13 protein-coding genes and 1 pseudogene are annotated in these 17,457 nt (G+C 37.2%); all 14 read left to right on the top strand.

The annotated features are described in order from the left end of the window. The first annotated feature begins 145 nt into the window (after positions 1-145). The 14 genes and pseudogenes from HMPREF2542_RS06500 to HMPREF2542_RS06435 all read left to right on the top strand — a co-directional run bounded on the left by HMPREF2542_RS06500 (position 146) and on the right by HMPREF2542_RS06435 (position 16,986). Positions 146-979: a DegV family protein gene (locus HMPREF2542_RS06500; RefSeq protein WP_058669750.1), complete on the top strand. Its 834-nt coding sequence runs from the start codon at positions 146-148 to the stop codon at positions 977-979. Positions 980-1,107: 128 nt separating this feature from the next. Continuing rightward, positions 1,108-1,383: an HU family DNA-binding protein gene (locus HMPREF2542_RS06495; protein ID WP_003036014.1), complete on the top strand. Its 276-nt coding sequence runs from the start codon at positions 1,108-1,110 to the stop codon at positions 1,381-1,383. A gap of 168 nt (positions 1,384-1,551) precedes the next feature. Further along, positions 1,552-2,013, top strand: a complete 462-nt coding sequence (locus tag HMPREF2542_RS06490; RefSeq protein WP_058669749.1) for a Fur family transcriptional regulator — start codon at positions 1,552-1,554, stop codon at positions 2,011-2,013. Positions 2,014-2,150: 137 nt separating this feature from the next. After that, positions 2,151-2,843 carry a phosphoglycerate mutase gene (locus HMPREF2542_RS06485; RefSeq protein WP_003036126.1) on the top strand — a complete coding sequence of 231 codons (693 nt, stop codon included), beginning with the start codon at positions 2,151-2,153 and terminating at the stop codon, positions 2,841-2,843. Positions 2,844-2,999: 156 nt separating this feature from the next. Continuing rightward, positions 3,000-5,066: a penicillin-binding protein PBP2B gene (gene pbp2b, locus HMPREF2542_RS06480; protein ID WP_186822136.1), complete on the top strand. Its 2,067-nt coding sequence runs from the start codon at positions 3,000-3,002 to the stop codon at positions 5,064-5,066. A gap of 10 nt (positions 5,067-5,076) precedes the next feature. Next, positions 5,077-5,673: a recombination mediator RecR gene (gene recR / locus HMPREF2542_RS06475; RefSeq protein WP_070484596.1), complete on the top strand. Its 597-nt coding sequence runs from the start codon at positions 5,077-5,079 to the stop codon at positions 5,671-5,673. A gap of 130 nt (positions 5,674-5,803) precedes the next feature. Continuing rightward, on the top strand, positions 5,804-6,850 hold the full coding sequence (locus HMPREF2542_RS06470; RefSeq protein WP_037598724.1) for a D-alanine--D-alanine ligase: 1,047 nt from the start codon (positions 5,804-5,806) through the stop codon (positions 6,848-6,850). Positions 6,851-7,112: 262 nt separating this feature from the next. Next, entirely contained in the window at positions 7,113-8,483 is a 1,371-nt protein-coding gene (gene murF / locus HMPREF2542_RS06465; protein WP_058669747.1) for a UDP-N-acetylmuramoyl-tripeptide--D-alanyl-D-alanine ligase, read from the top strand. Continuing rightward, positions 8,473-9,020 (top strand): annotated as a pseudogene (locus HMPREF2542_RS06460) (DUF1697 domain-containing protein). The gene murF and the pseudogene HMPREF2542_RS06460 overlap by 11 nt, the downstream one beginning before the upstream one ends. Positions 9,021-9,026: 6 nt before the next feature. Then, on the top strand, positions 9,027-9,731 hold the full coding sequence (locus HMPREF2542_RS06455) for a YwaF family protein (protein ID WP_049481361.1): 705 nt from the start codon (positions 9,027-9,029) through the stop codon (positions 9,729-9,731). 534 nt (positions 9,732-10,265) lie between these two features. Next, the gene (locus HMPREF2542_RS06450) at positions 10,266-11,849 is read left to right on the top strand and encodes a site-specific DNA-methyltransferase (RefSeq protein WP_058669746.1); all 1,584 of its coding nucleotides are present in this window, start codon (positions 10,266-10,268) and stop codon (positions 11,847-11,849) included. Further along, a complete protein-coding gene (locus HMPREF2542_RS06445) occupies positions 11,849-14,110 on the top strand; it encodes a DEAD/DEAH box helicase (protein ID WP_058669745.1) in 2,262 nt (753 codons plus the stop codon). The genes HMPREF2542_RS06450 and HMPREF2542_RS06445 overlap by 1 nt, the downstream gene beginning before the upstream one ends. Before the next feature lie 243 nt (positions 14,111-14,353). Continuing rightward, on the top strand, positions 14,354-15,898 hold the full coding sequence (locus tag HMPREF2542_RS06440; RefSeq protein WP_058669744.1) for a peptide chain release factor 3: 1,545 nt from the start codon (positions 14,354-14,356) through the stop codon (positions 15,896-15,898). Positions 15,899-16,077: 179 nt separating this feature from the next. Continuing rightward, positions 16,078-16,986, top strand: a complete 909-nt coding sequence (locus HMPREF2542_RS06435; protein WP_058669743.1) for a magnesium transporter CorA family protein — start codon at positions 16,078-16,080, stop codon at positions 16,984-16,986. Positions 16,987-17,457 lie beyond the last annotated feature (471 nt).

Raw genomic sequence — 17,457 nt, 5'->3', positions numbered from 1 at the left:
CTGAAAATTTAATAATTCTGTCTATTGAGAACAATAAAGAGCTATACACATCTTTTACATATTTTATTCAGAAAAATTATTCCACAAAAAGTTATTTTTTTGATATAATAAATTAAATAGATAAAATTTATAAAGTAGGAAAAACATGACAAAAATCAAAATTGTAACGGATTCATCTATTACGATTGAACCGCAAATTGTAGAGGATTTAGAGATTACAATCGTCCCTTTGTCTGTAATGGTAGATGGTGTTGTTTATTCCGATGCTGATCTGAAAGAAGGAGAATTTCTTCGCTTGATGCAGTCCAGTAAAAATCTTCCTAAAACAAGTCAACCGCCCGTCGGCGTCTTTGCAGAGGTTTTTGAACGATTGGGTGAACATGCTGATAAAATCATTTCAATTCATATGTCCCATGCTTTATCTGGAACAGTTGAAGCCGCCCGTCAAGGTGCCACTTTATCAAACGTCGATGTTACAGTCATTGATAGCTCTTTTACAGATCAAGCTTTGAAGTTTCAAGTGGTAGAAGCTGCCAAATTAGCCAAGGCAGGTGCTGATTTAGAAGATATTTTGGCAAAAATTGAAGAAGTGCGTGAAAAAACGGAACTTTATATCGGTGTATCAACTCTTGAAAATCTTGTAAAAGGAGGTCGCATTGGTCGTGTAACAGGACTTCTCAGCTCGCTTCTGAATATTCGAGTGGTGATGCAGATGAAACAGCATGAACTACAACCAATTGTAAAGGGGCGGGGCGTAAAAACTTTTAAAAAATGGGTCAATGATTTGGCTGTAAGTCTGAAGGATAAAAAAGTAACAGAGATTGGAATTTCGTATGCAGGAACTGCCGAATTGGCGAACGAAATGAAACAGATTTTGCAACCGTGTGTGGAAAAAACGATTTCTGTTTTGGAGACTGGTTCTATTATTCAAACACATACAGGTGAAAATGCGTGGGCAATCCTCGTTCGCTATGAATAAGTTTGATATTTTTGGAAAAATTGAAAAAAGTTCGTTTTGTGCTTGACCTAATAACATTTTTTAGATATGATAATACTTGTTAGAGTTAGTGACTACTAATTCATAAAATATTTTGGAGGATTTGTTAAATGGCTAACAAACAAGATTTGATTGCAAAAGTAGCAGAAGCTACAGAATTGACTAAGAAAGATTCAGCAGCAGCAGTTGATGCGGTATTTGCAGCAGTAACTGAATTCCTTTCAGCTGGTGAAAAAGTTCAATTGATCGGTTTTGGTAACTTTGAAGTTCGTGAACGTGCAGCTCGTAAAGGTCGTAACCCACAAACTGGTAAAGAAATCACAATCGCAGCTTCTAAAGTGCCAGCATTCAAAGCAGGTAAAGCTCTTAAAGACGCTGTTAAATAATTCAACGATAAAAAGCCTATTGTATCAACGTTTCGGCGTTGTGCAATAGGTTTTTCTTATGTTTTGAAAGACAAAAGCTGATCATTTGCATTTATTTACAATCATTCTAAATACGTATTCTCTTAATTTCATGATATAATAAGAAAAAACAATTATGAGTAGGTAGGCATGAATTTACATCCTTATTTAGAAATTAAAGATCAAAGTGATTATGACAATGTTATTCAACGGTTAAAAGTGAAAGGTGTGCGTATTACAGAGACTCGAAAGGCGGTTATTGCCTATATGATTTGGACGCATGCGCATCCTAGTGCAGAAAAGATTTATCAAGATTTGAGGCCTGAGTTTCCTAACATGAGCCTAGCAACGGTCTATAATAATCTGAAAGTATTGATTGAAGAGGGTTTTGTGGAAGAAATCAAGATAAAGAATGACAATACGACCTATTTTGATTTTATGGGGCATGAACATCTGAATATTGTCTGCGAAAAATGTGGACGAATTGCAGACTTTGAAGATGTGGACCTACCTGATCTGAGACGTGAAGCTGAAAAGCAGACAGGTTATAAGATCACAAAAACCAAAGTGCTGATATATGGAATTTGTGCTGATTGTTTAGGAGATAGCTGAGTAAATAGATACACTGTTTGAATAAAGAAAACAGTAAAAATCAAATATTCTCCTATTGCTACTAGATTTTTTATGAAAAATTTTGTAAAATATAAAATGACTGTAAGACAGTTTTCAAAAATCAAAGGAGATATCTAATGGTAAAATTAGTTTTTGCTCGCCATGGTGAGTCTGAATGGAATAAAGCTAACCTCTTTACTGGTTGGGCTGATGTTGATTTGTCTGAAAAAGGGACGCAACAAGCGATTGATGCTGGTAAATTGATTAAAGAAGCTGGTATTGAGTTTGACCAAGCTTACACATCTGTTTTGACACGTGCTATCAAAACAACAAATCTTGCTCTTGAAGCGGCAGGTCAACTTTGGGTGCCAGTTGAAAAATCATGGCGCTTGAATGAACGTCATTATGGCGGTTTGACAGGTCAAAATAAAGCTGAAGCAGCTGAAAAATGGGGTGACGAACAAGTTCATATTTGGCGTCGTTCTTATGATGTATTGCCACCAGCTATGGCAAAAGATGATCAATATTCAGCACATACTGACCGTCGCTATGCAAACCTTGATGATTCAGTGATTCCAGATGCGGAAAACTTGAAAGTTACTTTGGAACGTGCTCTTCCATTCTGGGAAGATAAAATTGCTCCAGCTTTGAAAGATGGTAAAAATGTGTTTGTAGGTGCGCATGGTAACTCAATCCGCGCTCTTGTAAAACATATCAAACAATTATCAGATGATGAAATCATGAATGTGGAAATTCCTAATTTCCCACCGCTTGTATTTGAATTTGATGATAAATTAAATCTTGTAAAAGAATACTATCTTGGAAAATAAGCCCAATAAAATATTAAGAAGCTCTGCGTAAACAGAGCTTTTTGATATTGTGCAGAATTCTAATTGGTTTAGCTGTGTTTTTTATCAGTGTTTCCATTTTCTTTGACTTCATTTCTTTGGATTTATGGTAAAATAAAAGGTAGTATTTTGACTAGAATGAGAGAAAACATGTCTAAGAAAAAAAGAAAATTTGATAGTCATTCCATTCCTAGACGGCTCAATTTGTTATTTGGGATTGTGATTTTATTGTTTATGAGTTTGATTGTTCGTTTGGGCTATATGCAAGTTGTGCATAGGGAATTTTATACAAAAAAATTGGCGACTGCCAGCAAAACCAAAGTAACAACTAGCTCTGTTCGTGGGCAAATTTATGATGCAAGTGGAAAACCTTTGGTGGAAAATACAACCAAGCAAGTCGTTTCCTTTACGCGTAGCAATAAAATGAGAGCTGAAACAATTAAAGAAATTGCTCAAAAATTACTGCCGTTAGTTTCCATTTCCAATGCAGACGTTACTGATCGACAACAGGTCGATTATTATTTGGCAGATAGCGAGGTTTATAAGAAGGTCGTCAATCAACTGCCTAAAAATAAAAAGTATAGTGCAGATGGAAATCGTTTGACAGAGTCGAAGATTTATAGTAATGCCGTTAAAAGTGTTGATGTGGTCAAATTAAACTACTCAAATGAAGATAAAAAAGTTATTTATTTGTTTAGTCAAATGAATGCTATTGCAAATTTTGAGACGGGAAATATCCGAACAGACGATTTGTCTCCTGACCAAATTGCGACAATTGCTTCTAGCTCAAAAGAATTGTCTGGTATCAGTATTACCACCAGCTGGGATAGAAAAGTGTTAGACACATCTTTAGCTTCTATCATTGGAAGTGTCTCAAGTGAAAAGGCAGGGCTACCCGCAGAAGAAGTGAATGCTTATTTGAAAAAAGGCTATTCTCTTAATGATCGTGTTGGGACGAGTTATTTGGAAAAACAATATGAGTCTACACTTCAAGGGAAACGCGCAATCAAAGAAATCAATCTTGACAAAAATGGAAATATGGAGAGCGTGAAAAATATTTCCAATGGTAGTAAGGGAAATAATCTGAAATTAACGATGGATTTGACTTTCCAAAATGGTGTGGAAGATATTTTGAGAAGGTATTTCAGTGCAGAATTAGCGAACGGTCATGCGACATATTCTGAGGGTGTTTATGCTGTTGCTATGAATCCCAAAACGGGTGCTATTCTAGCAATGGCAGGTTTAAAACATAATATTGATACTGGAGAATTGACAGCCGATTCACTTGGTACCATTATGAATAACTTTGTGCCTGGTTCGGTTGTTAAGGGTGCGACTTTGACAGCAGGTTGGGGAAGTGGAGCTATCACAGGTAACCAAGTTCTGACAGATCAACCGATTTCTTTTGGAGGTTCCTCAGCAATCACTTCTTGGTTTACTCAGTATGGTCCTCGACAAATTACAGCTTTAGAGGCATTAGAATATTCATCCAATACTTATATGGTTCAACTAGCGTTGAATATGATGGGAACCCCTTATTCGCCTAATATGACGATTGATTTGAAAAATTTGAATTCCTCTATGGACAAATTGCGTAAAACTTTTGCGCAATATGGATTAGGAGCATCTACAGGAATTGATTTACCAAGTGAGTCCGAAGGCTATACTCCTAAAAAATATACGTTTGCAAACTATTTAACCAATGCTTTTGGCCAGTTTGATAACTATACACCGATGCAATTAGCTCAGTATGCTGCAACGGTAGCTAATGGTGGGACTCGTATCGCACCACACTTAGTGGAAGGAATTTATGACAATAATGAAAAAGGTGGTCTTGGAAAATTAATTGAAGGAAAAGCCACCAAAGAGTTAAATAAAGTGGATATTTCAAAAGACAACATGGATTTGATTCGTCGAGGTTTTTACCAAGTAGTACATGGAACAAGCGGCTTTACAACAGGGCGTACTTTATCTCAAGGTGAAGCAGTGCCAATCAGTGCGAAAACAGGGACAGCTGAAACGTTTGTCAATAATGGAAAACAGGAAGCCATCAATACAAACGTTGTTGCTTATGCACCAAGTAACAATCCGCAAATTGCAGTTGCAGTTGTTTTTCCACATAATACAGACTTATCTTCAACCGTTAGCCATAGCATTACACGTGATATTATTAATTTATATCATCAACAGCATCCGATGAATTAGAGAGGGAATTATGCTTTATCCAACACTGATTGCGAAATTAATTGAAAGTTTTTCAAAATTACCGGGAATTGGCATAAAAACAGCAACACGCTTGGCTTTTTATACGATTGGCATGAGTGATGATGATGTCAATGAATTTGCTAAAAATTTACTTGCAGCCAAACGTGAGCTAGCCTATTGCTCTATTTGTGGCAATTTAACGGATGATGATCCTTGTGCTATCTGTACCGATGAGACCCGTGATCAGTCTACTATTTTGGTTGTAGAAGATAGTCGAGATGTATCTGCTATGGAAAATATCCAAGAATACCATGGTTTATACCATGTTTTGCAAGGATTGATTTCTCCTATGAATGGTGTCGGACCTGATGACATCAATCTGAAAAGTTTGATTACACGGTTAATGGATAGTGAGGTGGCTGAAGTGATTGTAGCGACCAATGCTACAGCAGATGGAGAAGCAACTTCCATGTATATCTCGCGGGTGTTAAAGCCAGCTGGTATCAAAGTGACGCGACTAGCCCGTGGATTAGCAGTTGGATCTGATATTGAATATGCAGATGAAGTGACTTTGCTTCGAGCTATTGAGAATCGTACGGAGTTGTAAAAGGGTGATAGAGCTTTGTTTAAAAGAAAATGAAAGCTCTGTTTCTGTTCAAAAACAAGCTAAAATATGGTATACTAAAAGGCGATTAAATTTGTAGATTTCTTTTAAGATGAGAAGGTTAGGTATGAAAATGTCAAAACAACAAATCATTCTTCTTTACGGCGGACGCAGTGCGGAAAGAAAAGTTTCTGTCTTATCAGCAGAGAGTGTCATGCGTGCGATTAATTATGACAAATTTTTTGTCAAGACTTATTTCATCACACAAGCAGGTGATTTTATCAAGACGCAAGAATTTTCAAGCAAACCTGCTGATGATGAAAAATTGATGACAAATGATACCGTCATTGAGAGTCAAAAAATGAAGCCGAGTGATATTTACGAAGAAGGTGCTACTGTGTTCCCCGTTCTTCATGGTCCAATGGGAGAAGACGGGTCTATCCAAGGATTTCTTGAAGTGTTGAAAATGCCTTATGTGGGTTGTAATATCCTTTCTTCTAGTGTTGCCATGGACAAAATCACAACAAAACGAGTGTTGGCTTCTGCTGGCATTCCACAAGTACCATATGTAGCTGTGATTGAAGACGAAAATATAGAAGAAAAGATTGCAGAAGTAGAGGCAAATCTAACTTATCCAGTCTTTACAAAACCATCCAATATGGGCTCTAGCGTCGGTATTTCCAAGTCTGAAAATCAAGATGAATTGCGTTCTGCTCTTAAGTTAGCTTTCAAATACGATAGTCGTGTTTTGATTGAGCAAGGTGTCAATGCGCGTGAAATTGAAGTTGGTTTACTTGGGAACGAAGAAGCCCAAAGCAGCTTACCAGGTGAGGTAGTGAAAGATGTTGCTTTCTATGATTACGAAGCTAAATACATTGACAACAAAATCACTATGTCTATTCCTGCAAAATTGTCAGATGATGTGATTTCTACCATGCGTCAACATGCTGAAAAAGCTTTTCGAGCGATTGGCGGCGTTGGTTTAGCTCGCTGTGATTTCTTTTACACTGATAAAGGTGAGATTTTCCTCAATGAGTTAAACACGATGCCTGGATTCACACAGTGGTCTATGTATCCCCTGCTTTGGGAAAATATGGGCATTTCTTATACAGATTTGATTGAAAAATTGGTTCGGTTAGCTCAAGAAATGTTTACAAAACGTGAAAAGCATTTACTATGAGATAAGAGCAGGTACTCTTCCAAGTTTGAAAAGCGAATAAGTCGTAAGTTTTGTCTGAATCTTAAAGCTTTGCTTTGAGCAATTAGCCATAGCATCAATATAAGAGCTTTTTGCAGTCATAAAACAAGACAGGAATAACATTGCTCCTGTCTTTTCATTTTTTTCTGTTATTTTGCTAGATCTTTTAGTGAATCTGTAAAAGTCGGTTTTTCTGTGGTATAATGAGAGAGTTAGAGATATTTAAGATAAGTAGGGGATAAAAATGCAATTAACGTTCTATGAAGTGGCTTCTGTTTTGAAAGCTAAAAATGATGTTCATCTATTTCCAGATTGTACATTTAGAAAGGCAGAATTTGACAGCCGATTGATTGGAGAGGGAGATTTGTTTCTGCCTCTTAAGGGTGCGCGTGATGGGCATGACTTTATTGCGACAGCATTTGAAAATGGAGCTGTGGCAACCTTGTCAGAAAAAGAATTGGAAGACTATCCTTATATTTTAGTAGATGATGTATTAGCAGCACTGCAGCATTTGGCACGGTATTATCTGGAAAAGATGAAGGTAGATGTTTTTGCAGTCACAGGTTCTAATGGTAAAACAACGACCAAAGACATGCTGGCTCACCTCTTGTCAATGGCTTATAAGACTTACAAAACGCAAGGAAACTACAATAATGAAATTGGTCTTCCTTATACAATCTTGCATATGCCAGATGATACTGAAAAGTTGGTTCTGGAAATGGGTCAAGATCACATGGGAGATATTCATCTTTTATCTACTATCGCTCAGCCAAAAGTAGGCATAGTGACTTTAATTGGCGAAGCACATCTAGAATTTTTTAAAAGCCGTCATGAAATTGCAAAAGGAAAGCTACAAATCGCTGACGGTATGAAAAATGGGGCTCTTTTAGTTGTCCCAGCGGACAAAATTATCAATGACTTTTTACCAAGTCAGCAGAACGTTGTTCGTTTTGGTCCAGACGAAGATATTTGTCTAACAAAATTAGAAGAACGAAAAGATAGTTTGACCTTTGAGACCAACTTTTTAACTAGTGCTATTGACCTTCCGGTAACTGGAAAATACAATGCGACTAATGCCATGATTGCCGCTTATGTAGCCTTAAAAGAAGGGGTGACAGAAGAGGTCATTCAAAAAGCTTTTTTGACTCTTGAATTAACGCGAAATCGCACTGAATGGAAAAAAGCTAAAAATGGAGCTGATATCCTCTCAGATGTTTATAATGCGAATCCAACAGCAATGCGTCTGATTTTGGAAACTTTTTCTACAATTCCTTATAATGATAATGGTCGGAAGTTGGTTGTTTTAGCTGATATGAAGGAGCTGGGGGCTGAGTCTAAACAAATGCATGGTGCTATGATAACTAGTCTAAATCCGGAAATTCTCTCAGAAATATTTTTCTACGGAGAGGATATGGCTGCGCTTTTTGCCTATGCTCAGGAAATTTTCCCACCAGAGAAAGTTCATTATTTTGTAAAAAATGCTGACAAAGATCAGTTTTTGGATTTGGTAAAAGCGGTTAAAAAAGCACTAAAACCAACGGATCAAGTCTTGATAAAGGGTAGCAATTCTATGAATTTAGCTAATCTAGTAGAGGAATTGGAGAATGAGGTGTAAGCATCAGGTGCAGTATCTTGCTCTTTTTCGCAGTGTGATGCCTACGGGATCAAATCGAATCCCTAAGATGAGTGACTTAGTTCAATTGTTGGGAACATCTGGTTTGGATAATGTTTCAAGCTATAGTCAATCAGGCAATGTCATTTGCAAAACTAGTATGTCCGCTGAAGAACTTGCTCAACATATTCACCAGTTGATTTGGGAGAAGCTTGGTGTGAATTTATCGATTGTCGTAAAGAAAAAATCTGATTTAGAAAAGGCTGTCCTGCAAAATCTTTTTCCTACGGAATTGGACCAGTTGAGGATTCATTTGTTGTTTACAAACAATTTTCTATCTACAGAGAGACTCAAAAAGTAGCAGAAATGAGCTTTACAGATGAAATATTTGTAATTGGAGAAGCTTGTCTTTATATATATTTGCTAAAAGATGCCAGAAAAAAGAAGTTAAATAATAATTTTCTCGAAAAGAAACTAGGGACTGTTGCCACAGCGAGAAAACTAACTATAATAAAAAAATTAATCAATAGGATGGATTAGTAAGAGATGAATTTACAAGAATTTTTTACAAGTCATAAAACAGAGGCACCACAATTAACCCCGTTTTGGTATGGAATGATGTTTTTAGGAATCATTTACATCATGTACAGTGCTGTAAAATATCATCAAAATAAGCGTTATCAAATTATTTTAAAATTTGTACAAGGATTCCAAATTCTAATGCTTTATAGCTGGTATGTCGCCACTTTGTCACCACTATCTGAGGCACTTCCTTTTTATCATTGTAGATTGGCGATGTTTGCTATTTTGTTTCTGCCTGATTCCTCAGTTTATAAACAATATTTTGCTCTTTTAGGAGTATTTGGGCCTATTTGTGCATTGATTTATCCTATATTTGATCCATTTGCTTTTCCTCATATTACCTTAGTATCCTATCTGATTGGTCACTATGCTCTTTTGGGGAATTCTCTCACGTATTTGATGAATCATTATGATAGTAAGCAATTGGACTTGCAGCGAATTGTAGAGATTAGTTTTGCTATGAATCTCTTGTTATTATTTGTAAATTTTGTGAGTGGTGGAAATTATGGTTTTTTGAAGGAGCCGCCTTTAGTAGGTGATCATGGGATAATTAGCAATTATCTGTTGGTGTCATTGCCTCTGATTTTAGCTATTTGGATGATTTCTCTGGTCTTTAAACAAATACAGCTTAAGCAAGAACAAGAAGAAACGATAAGACAGGAAAATTAAGTTATGGTGAATAGTTTTTTAACGACTCACAAAACAGAACCGCTCCTGATACCGATGTTTTGGCATGGTTTGATGATTGCATTTATCTTTGTCTATTTATACGGCTTTAAAAAATCATGATAATCCACGTTTTGTGAAGATTTTTAAATGGCTTCAGATTGTACAGTTGGTAGTTCTTTATAGTTAGTATGTGGGTTTTCGTTTGCCTTTTGCCAACAGTTTACCTTTGCTTTTAGTACTTATTTTAATCATTTTTCTTTTCAGTATGATTCTTGTTAAGTTTTAATCTGTAAGAGATTCTTTATCACAGATAATAATATGAGTTTGGCTAATCCAAACTCTTTTTTGATTTCATTTTGAAATTTTGATAAAATAAAGAAAAAAAGTAAATATTTTGGCTTGACATGGTTAGGAAAGGATTTTATCATGAGCAGAGCAGAGCAGAGCAGAGCAGAGCAGAGCAGAGGTAATTAATACCCTTTTTTTAGTATACTCAAAAACACTTTCAATCACTAAGATTGGAGGTGTTTTCTAATGCCTGCGACATTTGACGAACGCCCGCATCAAAATGAAAAGGCAGAAGTCCTGGCTTATGTCAGAAGCTTGATGGAGCAGGCAAGAAAAGAGTCTAATCATGAAGACCTGCCAAAATTGGAAAAACTAATTGAATTGATTGATTCTAAGCGATATGGTTTGGTTTGGGAGGAACATGCTGAACTGGTGGAAGAGGAGATGAAAAGCAAAATCCCTGTTTTTGTCGAAGATGAAACCAGAAAAATCAAAGAAAATCCTGCATCGGAAGATTATAATTTTCTGCTGGAAGGAGATAATCTCCACAGTTTGCATCTGTTAGAAAAAACTCATGCCGGCAAGATTGATGTGATTTATATTGATCCACCTTACAATACGGGCAATAACGATTTTATCTATAATGATAAAATTGTGGATAAGAATGATGGTTATTCACATTCAAAATGGCTGTCCTTTATGAGTAAACGGCTTGAGATTGCACAAAATCTCCTAAGTGAAACTGGTGTTATTTTTATTTCCATTGATGATAACGAACAAGCACAGTTGAAATTGCTCTGTGATGAGATATTTGGGGAAGGGAATTTTGTAACATCTATACATTGGAAAAGAAGTGAATCACAAAATAATAATGCAAAACAATTATCAATAGTTGGTGAGTCAATATTGTGTTACGCGTTAAATAAGTTTCAAAATCACTTTAATAAGATTGAGTTAAAAGAAAGCGCGATTAAAGAATACAGATATGTTGATGACTTAACCGGTAGGCGATTTAGGAGAGGGACAATCGTAGATAATACTAGAGGAAAAAATTTATTACATATTAAATCCCCGACTGGAATAGAAAGAGTTATTAAAAGTATAAGAACAAAAGAATTTTTTAAAGAAAAAGATAAGAATGGCGAAATTTATTGGACAAAAACGGGTACTCCCTATTTAAAAATTTTTTTGGATAAATCAGAGGGTCAGATTTCTAATAATTGGTTTGATAAGGATGGTGTTAATGAGGATGCAGCAGAAGAGCTGAGTGGATTAGATATTGATTTTAATTTTTCTAAACCTAAAAAACTAATTATGAAATTAATTTCTCTTAAATCCGATAAAACTTCATCCATCCTCGACTTCTTCGCTGGTTCGGGCACAACGGGTCATGCGGTGGCTCAGCTCAACAAAGAGGATGGCGGCAATCGCAAGTATATTCTTTGCACCAACAATGAGAATAATATCTGTGAAGAAGTAACTTATCAGCGCCTTTCCAATATTCAGGAAGATTTGCCGCATAATCTCAAATATTTCAAAACTCAATTCATCGAAAAAGAGGATGAAGATTTAGAATATGCCCTGCTCAATAATGTGAAGACCTTGATTGAGCTGGAGCATGCCATTGACCTAGAGGAAAGTGATAAGGCAGTTGCCTTTACTTTGTCGGAAATCAGAGAGCTGGATTTGACAGGCATTAAGACAGTCTATGTTCGTCAGCATTCCCATGCTTTGATGGAAAAAGAAGATAGGGCGCGATATGAAGGGATTGAGCTAGTTGATGTTCCGGAATACTATTTTGCAAAAGAAATGAGAGAGGCAGGATTATAATGAAACTATTTCCTTTTCAAGAGCAGGCAGTTCAAACCCTGCAAGACAAGTTTTTTTATTCTCGAAAACAAACAACGGTCTTTTATGCACCTACTGGAGCCGGAAAGACTATCATGCTCATTAGACTGATGGACAGAATTATTGAGTATAATCCCAATCCTTATGATTACGTCTTTGTCTGGCTGACACCGGGAAATGGAGAATTGGAAGAGCAGTCTTGGAACAAAGCCAGAGATATTGGGAAATTTGTCAAATCTATTACTTTAGATGAAGCCTTGACTGGAGGTTTTCAAGCTGGCACAGCGACTTTTCTGAATTGGGAACGTATCAAAAACGATAAGGCTATTGCCTTGCGTGAGGGCGAGACTAAAAATCTTGACGATATTATCAAAGTTGCTAAGCATAAGGGGTTGCACTTTGTCTTGATTATTGATGAAGAGCATCGCGATCAGACGGAAAAAGCACAGCGGATTATTGATAAATTTGAAGCAGATAAGATTATTAGAGCTTCTGCAACACCCAAATCATCATCACCAGATTATGATAATGTTCAGGTCAATGATGAAGATGTCATTGCTCAGGGGCTGATTGTCCGTAATGTAGAGCTCAATCCAGATGGCGTGGATGGAGATGTTGTGGATAATATGGTCCAATATTTTTTGGATTTTGCGGATGATAAGCGCCGTCAGGTAAAAGTAGAATACGAAAAATTAGGTCTTTCCATCAATCCATTGGTATTGATTCAGTTTCCTGATGAGAGAAAAGCAAATAAGGAGGAACGCAAGAGCCTCATCAAACAAGTCAGGGACTATCTATCTGAAATTGGTCAGGAGGATGGACAGGTAGCGACTTGGCTGGCTAATGAGAAAATTAACATAACTGCGATTGAAAAAGAGAACAGTCCTGTTAATTATCTATTGATGAAGCAGGCGGTTTCCACCGGATGGGATGCGCCTCGAGCTAAAATTTTGGTCAAGCTGCGTCTCAATACTGAACCCAATTTTACTTTGCAGACTATTGGTCGTATTCGCAGAATGCCTGGGCAAAAGCATTATGATAATCCCTTGTTAGACAACGCTTTCATCTATTCGAACGACCAGAAATATATAGCAGATGTCTTGAAAAAAGGAGAAGGAGCTTATATTGCGACTTATGAGCTGAAAGAGGAAGCACCTGATTTCCAACTTACTTCAGTAAAACCAAATTTACGAGCCGGTTTGACAAACAGTGAAGTCATTCAAGCACTTCGCAAGCAGTTCAAAAATGACTATGGTCTAGTAGAACAAAACGGCAAGCAAAATCAAGAAAAATTAGAGAGTTACGGTTATATTTTTGGAACAACAATTCTTCAATATTTAGTTAAATCTGATAAATTAGAGCGAGATATCGTTACTGAACAGCTAATAGCATTTGATATTAAAATGCCTGTCAATCTTCGTGACAATCGTTTGGATCTACTGAATGCTGAACAAGCCATCCAAAAATATCTTTACCGAGATAGACCTAGTGATGTCAATCATATCTTACTGGAATTATTTTCAAATCGCAGCGAAGAACCTACCAAGCGTTTTCTAAGTTTAAAACCGTCTGAATTTATGGCTTTTGTCATCAATAATTACAGACTTCTTCGTGAAACTGCTAAAAATGCAGATGCACAGGGACTGTTTGATAAACAGTTGTCTTTGGAATACGGTATCAGTCATAATGAATTGGACCTTGTTTCTTTGGTTCTTCCTAAGAATGAAATGTATCAAACTTTGAAAAATGAAGCCGGAGAAGTTTTCTCAAAAAATGTTTACAAAGGTTACGGCAGAAATAATTGGGTGACAACTTCAAAGCCAGAAAAAGCCTTTGAAGAATGGCTTGAAAGCAGCCAACAAGTCAAGTGGTGGTACCGCAGCAAGGACCGAGGAGATAACTATTTCTCAGTTGCGTATGGGCAAAAGAAAGAAGGCTTTTTCCCGGATTATATTTTTTTAGGGACAGATGGTCGGACCTATGTCGTTGAAACTAAAGGTGGAAAGAAACAAAATATTGACACATACTCAGAAGCAAAATTCAAAGCAATCCGAGAGTGGTCTGAAAATAAGGACACCAATCCAAATGGGGCGCGTTTTGCTTTTGTCCGTCCAATCGTCAATACTGCTGGCGATGTGACGGGCTTACTCTTTAACAATACTGTATGGAAAGAGGATATCAATGACAGAGAATACTGGAAGCCAATGAATGAATTCTTCCAAGATGATTTGTTTGACTTTTAATTCTGTCTGATTTATAGGAAGAAGAAAGTTGCTTATCAAAAAATCCACCTTACAAGGTGGATTTTTTTAAATAATTGTTATATGAGCTATATCTTAACCTATTATTTACAAACCTTAGATTATTGAAAAAAAGCGCTAAATCCGCTATAATGGATAAGTTGAAAGGATCAAGGGTTCCAATGTAAAAATAAAAAGTAGATGCTAACATTCACGATTATTCTAAAATGAAAGAAAGAGAAAAAGATGACTTTACAAGAAGAAATTAAGAAGCGACGGACTTTTGCTATTATTTCCCATCCGGACGCAGGGAAGACGACCATTACTGAGCAGTTGCTCTACTTTGGGGGCGAGATTCGTGAGGCTGGGACAGTCAAGGGGAAAAAGACCGGAAACTTTGCCAAGTCTGACTGGATGGATATTGAGAAGCAGCGGGGAATTTCTGTGACGTCCTCTGTTATGCAGTTTGACTACGATGGCAAACGGGTCAATATTCTGGATACGCCGGGGCATGAGGATTTTTCAGAAGATACTTATCGAACCTTGATGGCGGTGGATGCAGCGGTCATGGTCATTGACTCAGCTAAAGGTATTGAGGCACAGACCAAGAAGCTCTTTGAGGTTGTCAAACATCGCAATATCCCAGTCTTCACCTTTATGAACAAGCTGGATCGAGATGGCCGCGAACCTTTAGATCTACTGGAAGAACTGGAAGAAATTCTAGGCATTGCTAGCTACCCAATGAACTGGCCAATCGGTATGGGAAAAAGTTTTGAGGGTCTCTATGATCTCTATAATGAACGTCTAGAACTGTATAAAGGCGATGAGCGTTTTGCTTCTTTGGAAGATGGGGATAAACTTTTTGCTTCCAATTCTTTCTATGATCAGGTCAAGGAGGATATCGAACTCTTACAAGAAGCTGGAAATGAATTTTCAGAAGAAGCGATTTTGGCTGGTAAATTGACCCCGGTTTTCTTCGGTTCAGCCTTGACCAACTTTGGCGTGCAGACTTTTTTAGAAACTTTCCTTAAGTTTGCTCCGGAACCACATGGCCATAAGAAGACAGACGGTGAGGTAGTCGAGCCGCTCAGCCCAGACTTTTCAGGTTTTGTATTTAAAATTCAGGCCAATATGGATCCGCGCCACCGCGATCGGATTGCCTTTGTCCGTATCGTTTCTGGTGAGTTTGAGCGCGGTATGAGTGTCAACCTGCCTCGTACCGGAAAGTCCGCTAAGCTGTCTAATGTCACCCAGTTTATGGCCGAAAGCCGGGAAAATGTCACCAATGCTGTGGCAGGTGATATCATCGGAGTTTACGATACCGGGACTTATCAGGTTGGTGATACCCTGACTGTGGGCAAGAACAAGTTTGAATTTGAACCTTTGCCAACCTTTACACCAGAGATTTTTATGAAGGTTGCAGCCAAGAATGTCATGAAGCAAAAATCCTTCCATAAGGGGATTGAACAGCTGGTGCAAGAGGGTGCTATTCAGCTTTATACCAATTACCAAACTGGCGAGTACATGCTAGGAGCTGTCGGACAACTCCAGTTTGAGGTCTTTAAGCATCGCATGGAAAATGAATACAACGCCGAAGTGGTTATGAATCCCATGGGCAAAAAGACAGTTCGCTGGATTTCACCAGATGACCTGGATGAGCGTATGTCCTCAAGTCGCAATATTTTAGCTAAAGACCGCTTTGACCAGCCTGTCTTTCTCTTTGAAAATGATTTTGCTCTTCGCTGGTTCGCAGACAAGTATCCGGATGTCAAGTTGGAAGAGAAGATGTGACGTACCAAAACTATCTGATTACAGACCGTGTATAGCAGCATCATAGTTATAATAAAATCGGCTCGCTAGGTTAGTTGCTACGGGATATAAAAATTTACTGAATTGTATATATTAAATTTTCCTAAGGATTGAGCTTTCTTCTCTCAGTCCTTTTCCATTGATAGTGAAAGGGGAAAGTAGTGTTTATCGAAAAGAAATTACAGAGTGGAATGGCCTGGATAAATTTGGATGCAGATATTTTGAGTCAACACCCAGGTTCTTATACAAAATACGATATTGATGAAGAAACAATTGAGTATGCACTGGATAAAAATGAACGCGCCCACATGGACTACAATCGTGAGACAGGAACAGTTGTTTTTATTTTCAATGTACTCAATTTAAAAAGAGCTAAAAATTACTATGAAACAGTCCCTATGACCTTTGTGGTACAGCAGGATCGGCTCATTACCATTAGCAATAAGGAAAATACTTATGTTGTAGATATGATGAAAAATTATGTTGAACACCATGAACCAGTTACAGTTTACAAATTTCTATTTGCTAGTTTAGAATTAGTGTGTAATTCTTATTATCCTGTGATTGAACAAATGGACGAAACAAAAGATAACATCAATCATCTTTTGCACCAAACAACCACTAAAAAAAATCTCTTTGCTTTAGCGGATTTAGAAACCTCTATGGTCTATCTGGTTGCTGCTACCAAGCAGAACCGCATGCTTTTGGAGCATATTAAAGGCCATGCCATTTATCGCCATTTAGATGAGATTGAAAAAGAGCAGTTTGATGATGTCATGATTGAAGCTCGTCAACTCGTCGCTATGACAGATTTGATTGCTCAAGTTCTCAATCAATTGTCAGGCTCGTACAACAATATTTTGAACAACAATCTAAACGACAATTTAGCTCTATTAACTATTATTTCAGTCTTATTGGCAGTATTGGCAGTTATTACAGGATTCTTTGGAATGAATGTGCCACTGCCTTGGTCAAGTGATAAGAATGCTTGGCTTTATATTGTGCTTATTAGTTTTATACTCTGGATTATTCTTGTTCAGTTTCTAAAGCGATTTGTAAATAAACAATAAAATTGGCTAGATGAGGAAGTGAAGCAAAGTCATAATCGTTTCTAGTTTTGCCCCGATAAATTTTAAAAGAAATGATATGTTTGTTTACATAGGCACAAAGTATAGTTGTCAAATTTACAGAAGTCTTGTTTTAAAATACTATATACCCCTGCTTCTAGTTGATTTTGCTTCACAAAAAAGCCCATTTGGTGTACACTGCAAGTGAAGAAAAAAGCAGAGAGGTAAACCAAATGGACACTTTCCATTATACACCGAGTCGTCATCCTCTTCAACTCAGTATGCCACAGCTTCGTGAAGTCTGATGTGACTTATATCAAAAGATTGCTCCTGATGAGCTGGTTCATCGTAAGAATGTAGAGCAATGCAAGGTTTCAGATGTTTCTGTTTTGACCTTAATGCTGTTCCAGGCAGAAATTGGAATGAAGGCACAGCGAAGGTTTTACCAATTGATTTGCAATTTCTTCGGATTCA

This window comes from Streptococcus sp. HMSC034B05 (genome assembly GCF_001809055.1).
GTDB lineage: Bacteria > Bacillota > Bacilli > Lactobacillales > Streptococcaceae > Streptococcus > Streptococcus constellatus.
This window is presented reverse-complemented; position numbering and strand designations above follow the sequence as displayed.